This window comes from Nocardia sp. NPDC001965, from assembly GCF_053594175.1.
Map to the genome: position 1 here is coordinate 268,859 of NZ_JBSFDZ010000002.1, position 19,150 is coordinate 288,008.

General features: G+C 68.8%; 20 protein-coding genes and 1 pseudogene. 10 read left to right on the forward strand and 11 right to left on the reverse strand.

Annotation, left to right across the window (positions count from 1 at the left end; all coding sequences use genetic code 11):
- Positions 1-64: 64 nt before the first annotated feature.
- A pseudogene (locus ACWCPQ_RS05105) lies at positions 65-217 on the forward strand (enoyl-CoA hydratase/isomerase family protein); the annotation flags it as partial.
- 50 nt (positions 218-267) lie between these two features.
- On the opposite strand, the gene ACWCPQ_RS05110 reads toward ACWCPQ_RS05105, so the two are convergent.
- The 3 genes from ACWCPQ_RS05110 to ACWCPQ_RS05120 all read right to left on the reverse strand — a co-directional run bounded on the left by ACWCPQ_RS05110 (position 268) and on the right by ACWCPQ_RS05120 (position 3,053).
- A complete protein-coding gene (locus ACWCPQ_RS05110) occupies positions 268-1,704 on the reverse strand; it encodes an MFS transporter (protein ID WP_449894908.1) in 1,437 nt (478 codons plus the stop codon).
- Positions 1,705-1,791: 87 nt separating this feature from the next.
- Entirely contained in the window at positions 1,792-2,523 is a 732-nt protein-coding gene (locus ACWCPQ_RS05115; protein WP_449894910.1) for a GNAT family N-acetyltransferase, read from the reverse strand.
- 47 nt (positions 2,524-2,570) lie between these two features.
- A complete protein-coding gene (locus ACWCPQ_RS05120) occupies positions 2,571-3,053 on the reverse strand; it encodes an NUDIX hydrolase (protein WP_449894913.1) in 483 nt (160 codons plus the stop codon).
- A 139-nt stretch (positions 3,054-3,192) separates the two neighbouring features.
- On the opposite strand from ACWCPQ_RS05120, the gene ACWCPQ_RS05125 reads away from it, so the two are divergent.
- Both ACWCPQ_RS05125 and ACWCPQ_RS05130 read left to right on the forward strand, forming a co-directional pair.
- Complete coding sequence (locus ACWCPQ_RS05125) at positions 3,193-4,128, forward strand: DUF5996 family protein (protein WP_449894916.1); 936 nt, start codon at positions 3,193-3,195, stop codon at positions 4,126-4,128.
- 192 nt (positions 4,129-4,320) lie between these two features.
- Complete coding sequence (locus ACWCPQ_RS05130; RefSeq protein WP_449894918.1) at positions 4,321-5,259, forward strand: SAM-dependent methyltransferase; 939 nt, start codon at positions 4,321-4,323, stop codon at positions 5,257-5,259.
- Between the two features lie 72 nt (positions 5,260-5,331).
- Here ACWCPQ_RS05130 and ACWCPQ_RS05135 read toward each other — a convergent pair whose 3' ends face one another.
- Together ACWCPQ_RS05135 and ACWCPQ_RS05140 are read right to left on the reverse strand one after the other, a co-directional pair.
- A complete protein-coding gene (locus tag ACWCPQ_RS05135; RefSeq protein WP_449894921.1) occupies positions 5,332-6,051 on the reverse strand; it encodes an MBL fold metallo-hydrolase in 720 nt (239 codons plus the stop codon).
- Positions 6,052-6,079: 28 nt separating this feature from the next.
- Entirely contained in the window at positions 6,080-6,280 is a 201-nt protein-coding gene (locus tag ACWCPQ_RS05140) for a hypothetical protein (RefSeq protein WP_449894923.1), read from the reverse strand.
- Between the two features lie 336 nt (positions 6,281-6,616).
- On the opposite strand from ACWCPQ_RS05140, the gene ACWCPQ_RS05145 reads away from it, so the two are divergent.
- Positions 6,617-7,141, forward strand: a complete 525-nt coding sequence (locus ACWCPQ_RS05145; RefSeq protein ID WP_449894925.1) for a VOC family protein — start codon at positions 6,617-6,619, stop codon at positions 7,139-7,141.
- 69 nt (positions 7,142-7,210) lie between these two features.
- Here ACWCPQ_RS05145 and ACWCPQ_RS05150 read toward each other — a convergent pair whose 3' ends face one another.
- Complete coding sequence (locus ACWCPQ_RS05150) at positions 7,211-7,414, reverse strand: cold-shock protein (RefSeq protein WP_449894928.1); 204 nt, start codon at positions 7,412-7,414, stop codon at positions 7,211-7,213.
- A 415-nt stretch (positions 7,415-7,829) separates the two neighbouring features.
- On the opposite strand from ACWCPQ_RS05150, the gene ACWCPQ_RS05155 reads away from it, so the two are divergent.
- From ACWCPQ_RS05155 to ACWCPQ_RS05165, 3 genes are all read left to right on the forward strand, one after another.
- A complete protein-coding gene (locus ACWCPQ_RS05155; protein ID WP_449894930.1) occupies positions 7,830-8,993 on the forward strand; it encodes a hypothetical protein in 1,164 nt (387 codons plus the stop codon).
- A 75-nt stretch (positions 8,994-9,068) separates the two neighbouring features.
- Positions 9,069-9,659, forward strand: coding sequence for a DUF4126 domain-containing protein (locus tag ACWCPQ_RS05160; protein ID WP_449894932.1), 591 nt, complete (start codon positions 9,069-9,071; stop codon positions 9,657-9,659).
- Between the two features lie 218 nt (positions 9,660-9,877).
- Entirely contained in the window at positions 9,878-11,395 is a 1,518-nt protein-coding gene (locus ACWCPQ_RS05165) for a DHA2 family efflux MFS transporter permease subunit (RefSeq protein ID WP_449894934.1), read from the forward strand.
- A 35-nt stretch (positions 11,396-11,430) separates the two neighbouring features.
- On the opposite strand, the gene ACWCPQ_RS05170 is transcribed toward ACWCPQ_RS05165, so the two are convergent.
- The 3 genes from ACWCPQ_RS05170 to ACWCPQ_RS05180 form a co-directional block, all read right to left on the reverse strand.
- The gene (locus ACWCPQ_RS05170) at positions 11,431-12,078 is read right to left on the reverse strand and encodes a phosphate signaling complex PhoU family protein (RefSeq protein ID WP_449894937.1); all 648 of its coding nucleotides are present in this window, start codon (positions 12,076-12,078) and stop codon (positions 11,431-11,433) included.
- Between the two features lie 65 nt (positions 12,079-12,143).
- Positions 12,144-13,106 carry an AraC family transcriptional regulator gene (locus tag ACWCPQ_RS05175; protein ID WP_449894939.1) on the reverse strand — a complete coding sequence of 321 codons (963 nt, stop codon included), beginning with the start codon at positions 13,104-13,106 and terminating at the stop codon, positions 12,144-12,146.
- 54 nt (positions 13,107-13,160) lie between these two features.
- On the reverse strand, positions 13,161-14,381 hold the full coding sequence (locus tag ACWCPQ_RS05180) for a cytochrome P450 family protein (RefSeq protein WP_449894941.1): 1,221 nt from the start codon (positions 14,379-14,381) through the stop codon (positions 13,161-13,163).
- Between the two features lie 259 nt (positions 14,382-14,640).
- Between ACWCPQ_RS05180 and ACWCPQ_RS05185 the strand changes: the two genes are divergently transcribed.
- Positions 14,641-15,231 (forward strand): hypothetical protein, encoded by a 591-nt coding sequence (locus ACWCPQ_RS05185; protein ID WP_449894943.1) that lies wholly within the window; start codon positions 14,641-14,643, stop codon positions 15,229-15,231.
- Positions 15,232-15,251: 20 nt separating this feature from the next.
- Here the strand turns inward: ACWCPQ_RS05185 and ACWCPQ_RS05190 are convergent, their stop codons facing one another.
- Both ACWCPQ_RS05190 and ACWCPQ_RS05195 read right to left on the reverse strand, forming a co-directional pair.
- The gene (locus ACWCPQ_RS05190) at positions 15,252-15,887 is read right to left on the reverse strand and encodes a response regulator (RefSeq protein WP_449894945.1); all 636 of its coding nucleotides are present in this window, start codon (positions 15,885-15,887) and stop codon (positions 15,252-15,254) included.
- Positions 15,884-17,098, reverse strand: coding sequence for a sensor histidine kinase (locus ACWCPQ_RS05195; protein ID WP_449894947.1), 1,215 nt, complete (start codon positions 17,096-17,098; stop codon positions 15,884-15,886). Before ACWCPQ_RS05195 ends, ACWCPQ_RS05190 begins: the two co-directional genes overlap by 4 nt.
- Positions 17,099-17,268: 170 nt before the next feature.
- Here ACWCPQ_RS05195 and ACWCPQ_RS05200 point away from each other — a divergent pair, with 170 nt between their 5' ends.
- The gene (locus tag ACWCPQ_RS05200) at positions 17,269-18,354 is read left to right on the forward strand and encodes an FtsX-like permease family protein (protein ID WP_449894949.1); all 1,086 of its coding nucleotides are present in this window, start codon (positions 17,269-17,271) and stop codon (positions 18,352-18,354) included.
- Positions 18,351-19,025 carry an ABC transporter ATP-binding protein gene (locus tag ACWCPQ_RS05205; RefSeq protein WP_449894951.1) on the forward strand — a complete coding sequence of 225 codons (675 nt, stop codon included), beginning with the start codon at positions 18,351-18,353 and terminating at the stop codon, positions 19,023-19,025. The genes ACWCPQ_RS05200 and ACWCPQ_RS05205 overlap by 4 nt, the downstream gene beginning before the upstream one ends.
- Positions 19,026-19,150: the final 125 nt, after the last annotated feature.

Here is a 19,150-nt window from a genome sequence, read left to right on the forward strand (position 1 = left end):
AGCGATCCGGCGGTCGTCGTCGACCTCGTACCGGACCTTCCCCTGGGCAGCGCTCGCGGCGGTCATCGTGCGCAGGATCGGGCTCGGTGAAACTCTGCGAATAGCGCTGCTGGGCAACGACGAACGCGTCGGCGCCACAACCGCATTACGGATCGGGCCGGTCTCGGAGGTGGTATCGGCCGAGCAGTTGTGGGCCCGGGCCCACGAGATCGCCGCCGCCGAACCGCAGGGGTTCCGGCCGGCCACCGATGCGCCGACTCCGCCCTCCTACGGCTCCGACACGGCGGCCTGCGCGGCCACGAACTTCTCGGCCTCCTCCTCCGACTGCGCCGCCGGCGCCGAACCCCACATGTGTCGGCCGTTGGGTTCCTGCAGGAAGTAGACCGATACCGCGCCCACCACACCCGCGATGATCAGGTAGTAGGCGGGCCAGTTCAGATCGCCGGTGGCGCCCACCAGCGCCCCGACGACCACCGAGGTGGTACCCGCGAACAGGGAAACCGCGACATTGAACGACACCGACAGCCCGGCGCCGCGCACCTGTGTCGGGAAGAGTGACGGCAGGGTGGACGGCATCGTCGCGCTGAAACAGATCAATGTCAGCCCCATCATCAACAGGCCGAGGAAGACCGCGAACCAATGGTCCACCCGCACCAGCAACACCATCGGGAACGCGAGCACGATCAGCGCCACGACACCGGTCCAGATGATCGGCTTCCGGCCGATCCGGTCGGAAGCCAGGCCGATCATGGGGATGGTCAGCAACGCGATCCCCATCACCGCGATCTGTAACCATTGCGAAGCCGAGGTGGACACCCCGCCGCTGCCCGCATCCGGCACGGTGGCGGTGACATAGGTCGGCATATACGAGGTCAGCATGTAGTTCGTCACATTCCAGACCACCACCAGACCCATACAGACCAGGACGTAGGGCCACAGTTTCGCCAGGATCTTCGCCTCGTCGCCGGTTTTGTTCGCCTTCTCCCGCTGCTCGGATTCCTGTTGTAGCGCGGCGAAGGCCGGTGTATCGGCCAGGCGCAACCGGAGATACACGCCGACGACGCCGAGCGGCAGCGCGACGAAGAAAGGCAGCCGCCAGCCCCACGCCAGCAACTGTTCCTCGGTCAGCGCGGCGTCGGCGAGCGTGACGACCAGCGCACCGAGCAGATAACCGGTGAAGGTCCCGAATTCCAGCCAGCTGCCGAGGAACCCCCGGCGCCGGTCCGGCGCGTACTCCGCGATGAAGGTCATGGCGTTGCCGTATTCGCCGCCGGTGGAGAAGCCCTGCACCAACCGCGCGCACAGCAGCAACATGGGCGCCCAGATGCCGATCGAGTCGTGGTCCGGGATACAGCCGACCGCGAAAGTGCCGACGGCCATCAGCATCATCGTGGTGGCGAGCACCTTGTTCCGGCCGATTCGGTCGGCCAGCGGACCGAAGAACATGCCACCGAAGGGCCGCACCAGAAACGCGACCGCGAACAGGCCGAAGGTGGCGATCGTGCCCGCGGGATCACCCAGATCGGTGAAGAACACTTCTTTGATGGTCGGCTCGAAATACGCGTAGACGCCGAAGTCGTACCACTCGGTGATATTGCCGATGCTCGCCGCACCGATCGCCCGGCGGATCACCGGCGGATCGGTGACCACGATATCGTCGAGCGACCAGCGGCGCGGACCCTCCCGCGGGGACAGCACAGCCACAAACAAGACCTCCTCGAGTTCACGACTACTGCCCGGCCCGCTCCTTCCCGGATCGATCAGCTCAGGCTATGCGATGAAGCGGAAGTGTTACGGGATGCGGTATCCCCGGAAGGTCACGTGTGTCCGGGTCTCGAAACCCAGCCGCTCGTAGAGCGCGACGGCACCGGTGTTCGACTCCGCCACATGCAGAAACGGACGGTCGCCGCGCGCGACGATACGTGCGATGAGCGCCCGGATCAGGCGGGCCGCGTGGCCGCGTCCACGCGCCTCGGCGGCGGTGCAGACGGCGCTGATCTCGGTCCATCCCGGGGGCCGGAGCCGCTCACCGGCCATCGCCACCAGCCGGCCCTGCTCGCGGATGCCGAGATAGGTGCCCAGTTCGTGGGTACGTGACCAGAACGGCCCGGGCCGGGTCCGCGCCACGAGATCGAGCATCTCGGGCACGCTGCCGCCGCCCAGTTCGACCGGATCGCCGCCGCCCGCACCGGACGGCGGCTCGGTGCCGCCGTCACCCGTCCAGATCATCTGACGGCCGTCCAGCGCGAAAACCTGCGTCCAGTTCGCCGGTGGCGGTGCCGCGGAACTGAACATATCGGCGAATTCACCCCGCCCGAGCAGCTGCGCCAGGCTGTCCCATTCGGCCGGGCCGGGATCGACCCCCACGCTGGCGAAGGTCGCGACCTCCGGCAGATATGTGGCGGCGCCACCGAGCCGCCGCGCCAGCTGCGCGTGCCGGCCGCGCAGCGATTCGCCCACCGGATCGTCGAGCACGGTGAGGGCCCGGTCGAGTGCCGCGCCGGATGTCTCGTTGTTCGCCACCTCGCGAGTATGGCGGGCGAGATTCCGGTACGTTCGACGGCCCCGTGTCAGCCGGAACCCACGGGCTCGAACCAGGCAGGTTCGTCGGCCCGGGCTCGTCCGATACGGAAACTCTGGTCCGGGCTCAGTCCCTCGGGTAGCGCATCCGGCGCGAACCAGCCCACGGCCAGCGACTCGTCATCGTTCACCCGGGCCTCGCCGCGTACGGCGCGGGCACGGAAGCAGATGTTCATGAACTGGCAGATATCGCCGTTCGCGTAGGTCATCGCCGCTTCCGACTGCACCGACACCAGGCGTTCGACCACGCAGTCGACGCCCGTCTCCTCGACAACCTCGCGCACGGCCGCGGCGGCGGGCTGTTCGCCCGGATCCGGAATACCGGAGATCAGCGCCCATCTGCCGTCGTCCGCGCGACGCTGCAGCAGCACCCGGCCCGCATCGTCGAATACGACGACGCTGACACCGGGAAGCCAGAGCAGATGATGACCGACGGTGGCCCGGATACGGCTGATGAAGTCCGGAGTGGGCATGCCACCGACCATAGCCACCGGCCGGAGACCGCTCACAACGGTTCGGTCACCGATCGGGATGCCGACACCACGGGCCGGGGCGGGTCGTGAACGCTCGACTCCGGCGAGAAGCATCGGCGACCCGACGACGGAGGCAACCATGCGCGCGACTTCGCAGTACGAACGATGGCCGGCTCTGCGCGTGGACGAATGGACCGGGACACGCGAAACACTGCATATGTGGACACAGATCGTCGGCAAGATCCGGCTGGCTCTCGCGCCGATGGTGAACCATTGGTGGCAGGTGCCCTTCTACGTATCGGCACGCGGGCTGACCACCTCGGCGATGCCCTACGACGGCGGGATGCTCGATATCGAGTTCGACTTCGTGGACCATCACCTGCGGATGCGGACCAGCGCGGGCGGACGGCGCGAGATCGTTCTCGAACCCAAGGCCGTGGCCGCGTTCTACGCCGAGGTCCGGGACGGGTTGACAGCCCTGGGTGTGGACGTCGAGATCCTGGCCAGGCCGGTCGAGGTGGAACGCGCGATCCCGTTCGCCGAGGACACCGAGCACGCCACCTACGACCCCGCCCACGCCCACACCTTCTGGCGGCAGTTGGTGGCCGCCGATACCGTCCTGAACCGGTTTCGCGCACGATTCGTCGGTAAGACCAGCCCGGTGCATTTCTTCTGGGGCGCCATGGATCTGGCCTGTACCAGGTTCTCCGGCCGTACCGCCCCGCCGCATCCGGGTGGTGCGCCCAATTGCGCGGACTGGGTCATGGTCGAAGGCTATTCCCATGAACTGGCCAGCGCCGGTTTCTGGCCCGGAGGCTCCGCCGAGGGCAGTTTCTATGCCTACGCCTATCCGGAGCCCGCCGGGTATTCCGACGCGGTCGTACGGCCCGGTGCGGCGCACTACGACCACGGGGTCCACGAATTCCTGTTGCCCTACGAGACGGTGCGCACATCCGGCGAACCCGAGGCCACCGTGCTGGAATTCCTGCAGACCACCTACGAAGCCGCCGCCGACGCCGCGGACTGGGACCGCGAACACCTGGAGGTCCACCCCGTCCACGGCAGGTCCAGCTGAGGGCACGGTAACGAATTCGGCTGCTGCCCGGCCGATCGGCAGCAGCGAAATCCACTGTGGCTCCGTACTCCTCGCTGCCGCCGTACCGGGACCCCGGCGAACGTCGCGCAACATCACCATAGATTATGTTGCCGTGTTACATTCGAAAGCGGCGCGCCGCAAGGTGACCGCCCGGTATGTGATGGAGGCGCGATGACTATCGACACCGCCCCCTCGCTCGGTGTCCAGCCCGTCGGTGCGGACACCGACCGGCCCAGCATTCCCCGTGTCTACGACTACAGCCTGGGCGGCAAGGACAACTACGAGGTGGATCGGTCCGCATTCGAACGGATCCGGCGAATCGCGCCGCGGCAGGGCGGCGTTCACCTGATGAACCGGCGCTGGCTCACCCGCGCCGTGCGCTCGCTGGCCGAGGGCGCCGGTATCGAGCAGTTCCTGGATCTCGGCGCCGGCCTGCCCACCCGCGACCCCTTGCACATCGTCGCGCAGGAATGCGGGCGCGGCGAGGTGAAGTTCGTCTATGTGGACAACGACCCGCTCTGCGTCGCGCACGGCCGGGTCATGCTGGAGCGGAACGAGAACACCCGCTACCTCCCCGGCGATCTCACCGACGCCGCGGCAGTGCTCGAGAATGCCGCCCGCCATCTGAACATGCGGCAACCGATCGCGGTCCTGCTGGGCGCAGTCCTGCACCATCTCGGCGACGAAGACGATCCGGCCGGGGTCGTATCCCGTTACGTCGACCTGCTGCCGGCCGGATCCTGTGTGGCGATCACCCACTACTGCGATCCCGGTCCCGGCGATCCGGAACTCCATGATCTGGCACGCCGACTCGAACGGGCGCATGTGGACGAGGAATTCGGATCGGGACGGTACCGGAGCCCACAGCAGATCCGCGATCTCTTCGGCGCACTGGACCTGGTGGAACCCGGGCTCACTCCACTCGACGAATGGTGGCCGCAAGGGCCTCCCACCCGGGCGAAAGCACCCGAGGAACAACTCGTCCTCGGCGGTCTCGGCCGCAAGCCGGCACGCGGCACCCTCCACGCCGTCGGATCGAAACGCGTGTCCTCTGCCGGCGCGCCCACGAACCAGCGGCGGTCCGGCCCGGCCGCTCGCAACCACCCTTGACCGGGACCGATCCCCGCTCCCGAGAACCTCTTCCGAGCCGCCCGGATCCCGGCGCCGCGCCGGACCCGGCGCTCATACACCGAAACGAACCGCCAGCGCGTCCCGCTGCGTGCGCACGAAATCCGCGTCCACCACCGCACCGTGGCCGGGCACGTACAGTGCCGCTTCCCCGCCCAGGGCAAGCAGCCGATCGAGCGCCGCGGGCCAGTGAGCGGGCACCGCGTCCGGCCCGGCCTGCGGCTCCCCGGACTCCTCGACGAGGTCACCGCAGAACACGACCGTGGGTTCACCGGGTACGACGACCACGAGATCGTGCGCGGTATGTCCCGGACCGGCGTCGGCCAGCAACACCTCTCGACCGGAGCCGCGCGCCAAGGTGGTCATACCCCGGACGTATTCCCGCGGCCGCACCAGATTGTCCGCGGCCTGCCGCGCCGCGACCGGATCGAGCCCGTCGGCCACCGCGTCCGCACGCAATTCGTCGCGCCCGTCGCGGTACACCGCCTGAGCGCCGTCGGCCACGAAAACCGGCGCCGGGGCGAAGGCCGGGGCACCGAAGACATGGTCGAAATGCGCGTGGGTCAGCACGACTCCGGTGATGTCCCGGCCCGCCAGCCGCCGCGCCCGGTCGCGCACCCGCGCCCCCTCTGCGAGACTCGACCCGGCGTCGACCACCAGCGCGAGATCGGGGCCGACGATCAGTCCGACCGTACAATCCCACACCGGCAGCCGGCACCGGCCCACCCCCTCGGCAAGCCGCTCCCACCCCAGCTCTTCCCACGTCACGGTCATACCGAAACGCTAACGCCCCCGGACCGGCTCAGCGGCCGGCGCGCCACCGATTCCAGGACCGCCCGCCGGAGCCCACCCGCGAGCTCCCGAATCCCGCCAGGTGCAGGGCGACCAACAAGAGTCCGAGGATGATGAGCGTGCCACCGTTGATCTCGTCTCCGAGAGTGGCATCCGCCAGATCGAGAATGAGTCCGAGTGCGAACACGACGGCAGCGGCGATGGCAAACATGAGAACCTCCTGATGTTCCACCGGAACGATGACACCTGAGCGGTTCATCGAGTTCCTGTGTTGCACATACCCGCAATCCACGGCTACACACAGCGGACGATCGATCGGCACGCACACCTGCCGGGCGGCAACAACGATCCGGGGCGACGAGGGTAGCGATCGGACCGGAACGACAGGCGGGTCGGTCGACGATCGACGTCTGCAGTGCGGCACATCGGTTATCGCCCGGGTCGAATTCGTTCGATCCCGCGGGCCGGACGGAAGTGGTCACCGTCACTGCCGTGGTGCGTAGAGTCGTCAGTCACCCGCCACCGGGCTCGATCAGCAGGAGTGCCGATGTCCATCCGTAGCCTCAACCACGCCGTTCTCTTCGTCTCCGACGTCGAGGCCAGTGTCGACTTCTATACTCGGGTGCTGGGATTCGAGCGGATCCCGGCGGACTTCCCGGACGCGGCGTTTCTCCGCGGATCCGCCTCCGCGAACGACCACGACCTCGGGCTGTTCCGCGCGCGGGGGGACCGGGCTCCCGACGGGTCGGTCGGCCTCTACCATCTGGCCTGGGAGGTGGAGACGCTGACCGGCCTGGCCGAAACCCGGACTCGTCTGCTCGAAGCACACGCGCTGACCGGCGCGGCGAACCACGCCGCGACGAAAGCGCTCTACGGACGCGATCCGGACGGTATCGAATTCGAGGTCACCTGGCTGGTCCCCGACCAGCTGGTCGCCGAGGAAATCGGCCCGGGAGTCCCACCCACTCGGCCGCTCGACCTGGCGGCGGAGATCTCCCGATACGGGGCGCATACGCAGGGCGGCCCCCGAACCGACCGGCATCTCTACGCCCGGCTCATGAACCGGCGATGACGCGCCGGGGTCCGGACACGAGAAAGGCTCCGCACCTCGACGGTGCGGAGCCCGAAGCTCACGCGGAAATCAGATCGTGCGAACGTCCTGAGCCTGCGGACCCTTCTGGCCCTGGCCGATCTCGAACTCCACACGCTGACCCTCTTCGAGGGACTTGAACCCCGAACCGCTGATCGCGGAGTAGTGCACGAAGACGTCGGGGCCGCCTCCGTCTTGAGCGATGAAGCCGAAGCCCTTCTCGCCGTTGAACCACTTCACACTGCCTTGCGCCATGCTTTAATACTTCATTTCTGTAGGTGAGCCGTGCAGATCACTTCGATTAGCCCGTTCTCGGTAACCAGTGTGCCACACTCCCGGGACTGCGTTCGTCACCGGCGCGGTCGCCGGTACCCACGGCGACGATGTCCGGTCGTGTTCCGGCCACCGGACCGTGGGAGATCACCGATATGCCCGCACGCGATGCGGTGCCGGCCGGCGCCCACCAGATCGACCCCGCTGCCCGGGGGCCCAGGGGGCTCCGGCGGTTGCGCCCGATGCCCGATGACCGGCCACCGCCGGATACGCGGGTTCGCCTCCGGCACACCGATATTGGGAACACTCATTGTTGCCGCCGAGCGCGCTTCCGGTAGTGTCCGCGCTTCCCGCGGTCGACCGGACCACACTGCGCACTGTGAGGTTGCTCCTTCGAATGACGAACACCGACGACGACCGGGAACGGCGAGCGTTCGCCTTGCAGATCTTCGCGCATATGCGCACCGCGGGCGTGACCGATGTCTCCTACGATGCCGAGGAGTTCGCCGTTCGCTACGACGGCGCAGACGCGGTTCTCCACCTCACGAACCTCTACTCGGAAACACGTGACCGATCACCGGAGGAGACCCGGGAATGGCTGGCGCGGATCGTGCCGGCGCTGGTCACTCCCCCGGCACCACTCGACAGCTGGGAGGACGTCCGGCCACTGTTGCGGCCGGTCCTGCGGTCCTCGACCTACGCCTTGGACGACGGCGGTTCGCGCATCCGGCGACCGCTCTTCCCGTTCGTGGACGAACTGCTGGCCGTCGACTACCCCGATGTCATCAATTTTCCCGACGAGTCGAAACTCGCCGAATGGGGGGTGACGGCGGCGGAGGCGTTGACGGTCGCCCGGGAGAATCTGGCCGCGGTGGTACCGGTGGCGGAGCTACCGAACGACGGGATCGTGCGGATAGCGGTCGACGAGACCGACTACCTGTCGTCCTGGATCCTGGTCCAGGATTGGCTGCTCGTCTCCACGGTGAGCTTCGAGCATCCGCCGGTCGCGTTCATACCCGACCAGCAGAGCTTGATCATCGTGCCCGGTGACCCGGAGCTGCTGTCCGAGGCCTTCGCGGCGGTGGAGCAGGAGTACCGGGAGGCGGCGCGCCCGCTGTCGCCCCAGGGGTACACCCTCGACGAAGCCGGGCTGGTGGTTCCCCTGGACCTGATGGCCACCGCGAACGACACCGAAGTGGCCCGCGCCCGAGCTGTACTGGCCGGCGTCGAGTACCACGCCCAGCAGCAATGGCTGGAAGAGCGCTACCGGGCGGAACTCGAGGCGATCCACGTGGGCAGCCTGCTGGTGGCCGAACGCGAGGACGGAATCCATACCGTTGCGGTCTGGGGCGAGGGTGTCGACGCCGCGCTGCCGGTGGCGGATTTCCTCGCCTTCGCCACCGAAGACGATGACCGGACCATCCAGGTACCGTTCGGCGCCGCCGTGGACATCACCGGAATCACGCCGATACCCGGCCTGCACCCGCCCCGATACCGGACCGGCAGCTGGCCCGCCCCGGCCGTGTTCGAGCGACTGGCGGAGCTCGCGGTGGAATTCTGAGGCCCCACCCGGCCGGGCTGCCGAACGGATTCCACGCGGCGATCGGTGTCGGCGCGGGCACTTACACTCGCGTTCATGAGTAGCTGGGTGCTCCCCGTGTTTTTGGGACTGGGGCTCGCGGCCGCGTGCGGATTCCGGGCTTTCCTGCCATTGCTGATCCTCAGCGCCGCCACGCATTTCGGAGTGCTCGGCCTGGATCTCAACGACTCCTTCGCGTGGATCGGTTCGACCGGCGCGCTGCTCGCGTTGTCGATCGCCGCCACCGCCGAACTGCTGGGCGACCTGATCCCGTTCATCGACAATGCGCTGTCGGTCATCGGCAATGTCAGCGGTCCGATCGCCGGGGCGATAGCGGCCGGATCCGTTTTCGAGGCAGCCGATCCGGCCACGGCGGCGATCGCGGGAATCATCGTCGGTGCCCCCACCGCGCTCGCCTTCAGCGCGACCCAGACCGGTGTCCGCGCGGCCAGTACGGCCACCACGGGCGGCTTCGCGAACCCCGTGGTCTCGATCGTCGAGGATGTGCTGGCCTTCGCTCTGGTCGCGCTGGCGATCGTGCTGCCGCTGCTGATTCCGATCGTGCTCGGGGTACTGCTGTTCGTCGCCTGGCGGGTAGTGCACAGAGTGCGCCGCGGCACCCGGGCCGCAGCGGCACCGGCACGCTGACCGAAAACCTCGCCGACCCGGCGCGGACCGCTTCGCCACAGTGCGCGCACTCCTGGCGGGCCGGTGCACGGGCGGAAACCGCCGCCCCACTCTCCGAACGCGCCCGGTAGCGCGGGGTCCGCGATGATCTCTGGGACGATAGCGCGGTCCCGGCCGCACCGGTCGGCGGACAGCAGCGGTCCTCGTACACTCCGCATCTCGCACCGACAGGAGCCGGTATGGACAATTCCACCGACCGAAGCTCGGACAAGCTCGACCGCAGTGTCATCGTCACCGGGCTCGTCGTGGTGTCCGGCATGATCATGGTGGTTCTGGACACCACGATCGTGAACGTCGCCCTGGACTCGCTGAGCACCGAGCTCGACGCACCGCTGTCCACCACCCAATGGGTGGTCACCGGCTACCTGCTCGCGGTGGCCCTCGTCATTCCGCTCACCGGTTGGGCCATGGACCGGTTCGGGCCGAAACCGACCTGGCTCACCGCCGTGAGCCTGTTCGTAGCCGGTTCGGCGCTCTGCGCGGCAGCGTGGTCGATCGAGAGCCTGATCGCGTTCCGCGTGCTCCAGGGGCTGGGGGGCGGCATGCTGCTGCCCGCCGGGCAGGCCATCATCACCAGGGCCGCCGGTCCGAACCGCCTGGGTCGCGCGATGAGCATCCTCGGTGTCCCCATGCTGCTGGGACCGGTGTTCGGGCCCGTGATCGGCGGCCTGCTCGTCGAGTACACGAGCTGGCACTGGATCTTCCTCGTCAATGTGCCGGTCGGCATCCTCGCCGTCGCGCTCGCAGTGTGGAAGCTGCCCCACGTCGATGTGCTCCCGGACCCCGGCCGGCTCGACGTGCGTGGACTCGTCCTGCTCTCCGGCAGCCTCGTCTGCCTGCTCTACGGGCTCTCCCGCGCCAGTGCCCACGGCGGCTTCACCGGATGGAGCGTGCTGGGCTGGCTGATCGTCGGCGCGGTGGGCCTGGCTCTCTACACCTGGCACAGCCTGCGCAAGGGCACCGATTCGATCATCGACGTACGTCTGCTCACCAACCGGCTGTTCGCGAGCAGCACCGTGGCCGTCTTCCTCGTCGCCATCGGCATGTTCGGCGGTATGCTGCTGCTCCCGCTCTACTATCAGACCGTCCGTGGCCAAGGGGCCCTCGGCGCCGGTCTGCTACTCGCCCCACAGGGTCTCGGCGCGATCGTCGCAATGGTGATCGGCGGCCGGCTCACCGACCGTATCGGTGCCGGTTATGTGGTGCCTGTCGGCATCGTGCTCGCGCTGATCGGTACCTTCCCGTTCACCCGGGTGGGCGTCGACACCTCCTATGTCTGGCTCAGCGTCGCCCTTTTCGTGCGTGGGATGGGGCTCGGTGCGGTGATGATGCCGACGATATCGGCCGCCTACACCGAACTCGGCCGGGACGTCGTCTCGCGGGCCGCACCGACACTGTCGGCCATCCAGCAGGTCGGCGCGTCCCTGGGGAGCGCGCTGCTGGTGACCGCACTGACACAGCGACTGGGCGACCAGCTCGGCGCCCGGGGTATCCAGGCGCCGGGTGGCGGCACCGACCAGATCAGTTCGGTACCGCCCGAGGCGATGGAGATCGTGGGGCCGCTGCTGGCCGATTCGTTCGGTTACGCGTTCTGGGTCGCGTTCGTACTCACCGCGGCGATCATCGTTCCCGCGTTTTTCCTGCCCCGGCACGCGGACCGTGACCGCACGGAGGCACCGGTGGCGCCCGGGGTCTGACGCTCGCGCCCGCGGCCACCTGGTGCCGGGAACCGTCATTCGGGTTCGCTGGTACCGGTGGTCAGGAACAGTGTGCGGCGGCCCACTTCGACGGTGTGGTCGGCGAAGCGTTCGTAATAGCGCCCCAGCAGTGCGAGATCCACCGCGGTGGTGGTACCGCCGGTGTACTCGGGGCCGAGAAGGTGGTTGAGCAGGTCACGGTGCAGTTGATCCATCACATCGTCGTGACCCTCGAGCGCAGCGGCGGCGCCGGTATCGCCGGTGGCCAGGACTCGTGCGGCCGAACCGGCCATGTGTACCGCGGCCGCGCCCATCCGGGCGACCGTGTCCCGTAGCGGATCGGGCATGACCGGTTCGGGGTGACGGCGGCGGACAAGCCCGGCGATATGAGCGCACAATCCGCCCATCCGGGCGAGATTGGCCGACAGCTGCAACGCGGTGACCACCCGGCGCAGTTCGGTGGCGACCGGGGCCTGGAGAGCCAGCAACAGTACCGCCGCTTCCTCGGCGTCGCGGCCCATCATCTCGACATGGGCACACAGGTCGATCGCCTGTTCGGCCTCCTCGATATCGGAGTCGAGCAGCGCCCGGGTGGCGGCGGCGATCGCGGTCTCATCGCGTAGGCACATCTGCTCGAGCATCCCGGTGAGCTGTTCGAGTTCCTCGTGGAAGCGAGTCCGCATACCCCATCGAAGCACCTCGGGGCGGCGTGGATGCGGCCGGGCGAGACGATCACGGTCCGCGACGATCAACGCGGCCGGTCCGCGGCGGCGGCCCGGGCGGCGAGTTCACCGTGCCGACGCTGCCGGAACTCCCGCGGCGTCTCCCCCATGGCGTCCTTGAACGCGGTGGAGAACCACGACGCGTTCAATCCGCACCGGGCGGCCAACTCCCCGATCGGCAGGCCGGCGTAGGCGGGATCGCCGAGGAACGCACACGCAGCACGCAACGCCTCCGCCCGTCGTAGATCGCGGAAAGTGGTCCCGCTCCGGTGCAGGATCGCCCGCACCTGCCGCGGCGACCAGCCCAGCGCGGCGGCCACCGCGGGTAGCCGGACATCCCGGTGGCCGATATGGGTACGCAGATAGCGGCGGACCTGGTCGGTCACCTCGGCGTGCTGGTCCCGCTGCGGGCTCACTTCACCGATCGACAGCATGCACAACAGCTCCCCGATCCGCTGGCACACCGCGTCGAACTCGCGCCCCGACAGCGTCCCCTGTTCGGCATGGGTGCTCCGGATGAGCGTCCGGGCGATCCGGCCGAGCCCGGACGACAGGTCCAGCTCCGCGGTGTGTCTCCCGAAAGGTCCTGTCCGGCTCTCCATTTCCGTGCGCGGCACCTGGAACGCGTAGGCCGACGAACGTGGAATGTGGAGGTGGCACACCGTATCGAGCACGGTGACGGCCCCCCGGCCGGGGCCGGCGCTGGTGACACCGCCGTCCCGGTAGGTCACCGTGTAGGACCCCTGTTCGGGGACGACGACCCAGTAGAAATCGTCACCCGCGACGCGGCGGATATGCGGCCGGGTCCGGCTCGAGGTCCGTCCGCCGCGTTGATCCCAGCGCAGCAAGCGGTAGTCGGCGCTCTCCTGCACCGACATGGTCGCGCTCCACCGGTCGGACTCGTGGTAGTCGTGATCCATCGGCATCAAGCTGTCGGCGATCGTGGTCCACGACGCCGAACTCCGCGCGGTCACGCTGTAGAACTCCACAGTGCCCGTCCTATGAGATGACTCCGGCGGCACCGCTCGGCCGCCCGGCCGTCGTCATCGAGCCTCGCCGAGCGAGATCGGTATGGACAACGGTCCGATGGTGAAGAACGAGGGCGTGTAGGGGATCTCGTCCGGGTCGACGGCGAGTCGCAGATCCGGCAGCCGCCGATACAGCGACGCCAGCGCCAGCCGGCCCTCGAGCCGGGCGAGCCCGGCACCGATGCAGTACCGCGGGCCGTGCCCGAAGCCCAGATGACCGGTCCGCTTCTCCCGGGTGATATCGAACAGATCTGCTGTCCGTCCGTACTCGGCCGGGTCGATTCCGCACGCCTGGTAGACCACGCCCACCGCTTTGCCCTTCGGAATCGCCACACCCGCAATGGTCACATCTGTCAGAGTGAACCGCCAGCTGGTCATCATCACCGAATGGCGATACCGCACGGTCTCTTCGACGACATCGGCCCACAGATCGCCGGTCTGCGCCGCTCGGAGCTGGTCGGGATGCCGGGCCAGGGCGAGGATCGCATAACCGAGCATATGGACCGTGGTCTCGTGACCGGCGACGAGCATGATCCACAGTACGGCCACCAACTCCTCGGTGGTCAGTTTGTCGTCGGCATCCCGCGCCTGCACCAGACCGGAGGTGAGATCTTCCCCCGGCTCCCGCTCCTTCTGCTCGACCAGGTCGAACAGGTACTGCTGGAGTCCGTTCTGCGCCGCGAAGGCCTGTTCGGGAGAACTGTTGTGCGCCAACAGGGTCGCCGTCCAGCCGCGCAACCGGCCCCGGTCGGCTTCCGGTACACCGAACAATTCGCAGATCACCGCCATCGGTACCGCTTCGGTGAACGTCGGCACCAGATCGACCCCGTCACCGGCGGCCACCACCGCGTCGAGCAGTTCGTCGACGATCGCCTGGATGCGTGACTCCAGCGCCAGGACCCGGCCCGGCGTGAACGCCTTGCCGATCAGGCCACGCAACCGCCGATGATCGGCGCCGTCCTTGGTCGACAGGTGGTCGCCCTGGACCACCGCGCGCAACGGCCAATCCGGGGGGATGGTCCCGTTGTGCAGATCGGGCCAGTGCCGGGGGTCCCGGGCGAATGTGGTGTTGTCACCGGCGAGGATCTCGCGGACGGCTTCGTAGGTCAGTGCGAGGTAGCCGGGCACCCCGCCCGGGAACTCCACCTCGACGACGGGTGCGGTCGCGCGCAGCCGGACGCAGGTGTCGAGCGGGTTCTCGTTCGCGGCGGGGAAAGCGGGAAGTGTGGTCGACACGGGACATACCTTTCGACTGGTCCGGCCGTCCCGGACACCCGCCGAGGAGTATCGCGCTGCGGCGCCCCGGCCGACGGCTGCGCTGCCCGACTGTGCCCTGAACCCGAAAAGAGTGGGCGGGAACCCGAAATACGCAGCGGCCGAGATGGATCCCGGCTCACGGTTTCCGGGGGAGCCGAGCCGCCGCGCCACCGGCACGCCCCGGTCGCGGGACAGTTCGCGAGTGGCGCCGGACCGGCCGGCCGCATACCATCCGGCGGTGCCGATTACCCGAGCAGAACTGAGCGGTTACGTCGAGAGCGGCCTCGACGCGGATCTCGCGCGCTGGTTCGCGGACCGGCCGCGGGTCGAGATCTCTGCCGCCGAAGTCCGCCCGGTCGAACCGTTCCTGGAACGACTCGATCCCGCGACCGCCTCCGCACTCGCCGGATTCGATCGCCGGGTGCGGTCGGGGACCATGCCGCAGTTCCTCGATATCTACGACTGGTCCTATGGATTCGGCTTCGCCGCCAACGACTGCGGACTGCTGGACAGCGATTACCGCACCGAGCTCACCGACGACGATGTCTACACGATCGGCGCCGACGGCGGCGGCAACCTGTACACCGTACTCACCGACGGACAGGTCGCCATCTGGTTCCACGAGGAAGAGGTCCTCGAGGGCGGCACCCGCTTCGACGATCTGGAAACCTTCCTGTGGTCGCTGGTCCGCTACCACGCGGTCCGGGTCGGCCGGCTCGACCCGGAGCCGATCGCCGCCGACTTCCGTGCGCTCGGACAGGACGGTGCCCTCGCACCCGAACTGGGATTGCTGGCCTCGCTGCGGCCGTTCAACGCCGGATCACGCTGAGCCGGACCGGGTGCGCACCGCTAGCGACGGATGAGACCCATTTCGGTGGCCACCGCGACAGCGCCGGTGCGCGAATTGACGCCGAGTTTGGTGTAGATGCGGACCAGATGTGATTTCACGGTGCCCTCGGTGAGGTGGAGCCGCCCGCCGATGTCGTGATTGGACAGGCCGTCGGCGACCAGGGCGAGAACCTCGGTCTCGCGGCGGGTCAGGGCCGCCCCGGGGGCGCGCAGCCGGTTCATCAGCCGATGCGCGACCGCGGGAGCGAGGGTGGTCCGACCGGCCGCGGCGGCCCGCACCGCGGCAGCCAGGTCGTCGGGCGGGGCGTCCTTCAGGAGGTATCCGGTCGCCCCGGCTTCGATGGCGGGCAGCGTATCGGCGTCCGAGTCGTAGGTCGTGACGATCAGTACCCGCGGCGCCGCCGGCCGCGCGCTGATCAGCGCCGTGGCCTCGGCACCGTTCATTCCCCGCCCGAACTGCAGGTCCATCAGCACCACGTCGATATCGCCCAGCGCGCTCCGGGCCACGGCGGCCTCAGCGGTCGCGGCCTCGGCCACGATATCGAAGCCGGGCTCGGTCGCCAGTACGGCGCGCAGACCGGCCCGGACGACCGGATGGTCATCGGCCAGGAGGAGACGGATACGGCCGTCGGTCACGACAGGGCCCCGGTTCCGGTCGGGGGGCCGGCGGGCAGTTGGACACCCAATGCGGTACCCCGGCCCGGACCGGATTCGACGGTCAGGGTTCCGCCCAGCGCGTGTACGCGAGCGCGCATGGCTGCCAGACCGAATCCGCCGCCGTCCGAATCGGGTGCGGGAACCCGGTCCGGATCGAACCCGCGGCCGTCGTCGGTCACGTCGAGGGCGACCTGGTCCCCGAGATAGCTGAGCGTGATGTCGGCCGACCCGGCATCGGCGTGGCGGACGGTATTGGCGAGGGCGGATTGGGCGATCCGCAGCAGGGCGACCTCATGGGTGGTCGGCAGCGGCACCGGATCACCGGTGACATGGAACCGGGCGGTGAGCCGATCGCGCGTGGCCGCGGTGGCGCAGAGCCGCGCCAGGGCGTCGGCCAGCGTGCCGGTGTCCAGTGCGGGCGGGGCGAGCGCGGCGACGAATCGGCGGGCCTCGGCCAGATTGTCGACGGCCGCCCGGCGGGCCCGTTCCACATAACCCGATGCGCTCCCGGGGTCGTCGGGCAGGGCGCGTTCGGCAGCGCGCAGCAGCAACTGGATACTCGAGAGTCCCTGGGCGAGCGTGTCGTGGATCTCGCGGGCGAGACGTTCGCGTTCGGCCAGTACACCGGCGGTGTGCTGCGCTTCGGCGAGGTCGGCCCGGGTGGCGGTCAGTTCCTCGATCAGGCGGCTGCGACGCTGGTTCTCCCGATACAGGGCCCGGTACCCCCAGACGACCACCATGGCGACCGCGGCACCGAGCGCCGGCCCGATCACCATCGCCACACCGAACGTTCCCCGCTGAGCGGCGAATCCGGCGATCGCCACCACGGCCGTCCCCACCACCGCGATCGGTCCGGTCCGGCGCGCGAGCAGGTGCAGCTCGAGGAAGTACAGCGGAAACGCCAGCCACACCCCGTCCGCGGAGAACGCCAGCAGTACCAGCCAGACTGCCCCCACCGCGGCCAGCCATCCGGCGGCGGCACGGCGGGAGCCACCTGCCCGGGGCAGTGCGAGACCGGCCGCGTAGACGATGCCGAAGATCACCGCCACAGCGGTGATCGCCCCGGCCCGCGGGTCGCGGTCGGCGACCGCCCGGCCGACGGTCAGCACCAGTAAGCCGAAGACCAGCAGGTGCAGGCACCAGGCCAGCGCTCTGACACTGGCGACCGGGGCAGGAGCAGTGGTGTTCACAGTGGTTCCAGCCTAGGGATCCGTGGCCGGCCCGGCCTCCATCGAAAGTTACAACCCCCGGCTCGCCTTTCGGTGCGGCAAATCCTGTCCGGCGCCGGATGCCCGGACCTTGGTTCGCGACGACGCTGGAGATGTTCCGTATTCCACTCGTGAAAGGTCAGGACCGAACCGTGTTCGTAGCCTGGAGGGACCTGAAGTTCGCCAAGGGTCGCTTCGCCCTGATGGGCAGCGTCGTCGTGCTGATCGCTCTGCTGGTCGGATTGTTGTCCGGTCTCACCGCCGGGCTCGGCCGCCAGAACACCTCCGCCGTCACCGGCCTCCCCGCCGACCGGATCGCCTTCGGCGCGACCGGTCCGGATGCCGAGCTCTCCTATTCGAACTCCACCGTCACCGAGACACAGTGGCGGATCTGGGCCGAAGCGCCCGGAGTCGACTACGCCGAGCCGCTCGGCATCACCACCACCCGCGCCACGCACGCCGGGCGGAGCAGCGTGGTCTCGGCATTCGGTGTCCGGCCCGGTGCACCGCTCGCCCCCGAGAGCGGCGCGATCGACGACAGAACGGCGGTGCTGTCCGGCGCCGCGGCCGCCGACCTCGGCGCCGCACCCGGGGACACCGTCGATATCGCCGGGCAGCATCTCACAGTCGCGGCGGTGAGCGGTGACGACTCGTTCGGTCACACCCCGGTCATCTGGATCGGCCTCGGCGCCTGGCAGCACACCGCGCCTCCGGCGAACGACAGCGCCGGAACCTTCGCGACCGTTATCGCTCTCGCCACCTCGGACGCCGATATCGCGAACACCGACCGGGCGGCGGGCACTGCGAGCGTGGCCCGGGACGATTCGCTGTCCGCGATCGGGTCCTATGCCGCCGAGAACGGCTCGCTGCAGTTGATGCGAGGATTCCTGTTCGCGATATCGGCGCTGGTGATCGGCGCCTTCTTCACCGTGTGGACGGTCCAGCGCAGCGGTGATATCGCGGTGTTGAAAGCCTTGGGAGCGTCCACCGCCGGGTTACTGCTCGATGCGCTCGGCCAAGCCGTCGTGCTGCTGGTCGGCGGCGTCGCGATCGGGACAGCACTCGCCGCCGCGATCGGCGCGGCCCTGTCCGGCGGGGCGGTCCCGTTCGTACTGACTCCGGCCACTGTCCTGGTTCCCGCGACCGTGCTGGTGGTTCTCGGCGCGCTGGGTGCCGCCATATCCGTCCGCCGCATCACCTCCGTCGACCCGCTGATAGCGCTGGGGAGCACCCGATGACTCTCGAACTACACGACGTCACCCTCACCTACCCCGACGGCCGCGACCGGCTCACCGCCCTCCAGCACGTATCGCTGACAGTGCCCGCGGGCAGCCTCACCGCCGTCATCGGGCCCTCCGGCTCCGGAAAGTCCAGCCTCCTGGCCGTGGCTGCCACCCTCATCACACCGGATTCCGGCACCGTCACCGTCGACGGAACCGACACGACCGGGATGTCACGCAGCGAACTGAGCGTATTGCGCCGCCGCCGGATCGGCATCGTCTTCCAACAGCCCAATCTGATCGCGTCTCTCACCGCGGCCGAACAACTCGAGGTCATGGCCCGAATCGACGGCCGGGCCGCGGCCGCGGCCCGGCCCCGCGCCCGGCGACTGCTCGCGGACGTCGGCTTGGCCGAACACGCCGACCGCCACCCACATCAGCTGTCGGGCGGTCAGCGACAACGCGTCGATATCGCCCGCGCGTTGATGAACGAGCCGACCGTCCTGCTGATCGACGAGCCGACCAGCGCGCTGGACCACGAACGCGGCGCGGCTGTCATCGAGGCGATCGCCCGGCTCACCCGCGACCGGGCCACCGCCACTGTCCTGGTCACCCACGACCGCACTCATCTGGGCGCCGCCGACCGGGTCGTCGAAGTCCACGACGGACGCCTGCACCCGTCCCGGTAGCGGATCGTGACCACCCCGGTCGCACCACCGAGCGGGTCGGCGGTCGTAGAATTTCGGGTGGTTGTCGTCGTACCGCTGCGTGGCGCGTTCGGTGGGACAAATCATCCGGATTCGCGATCGCCCCT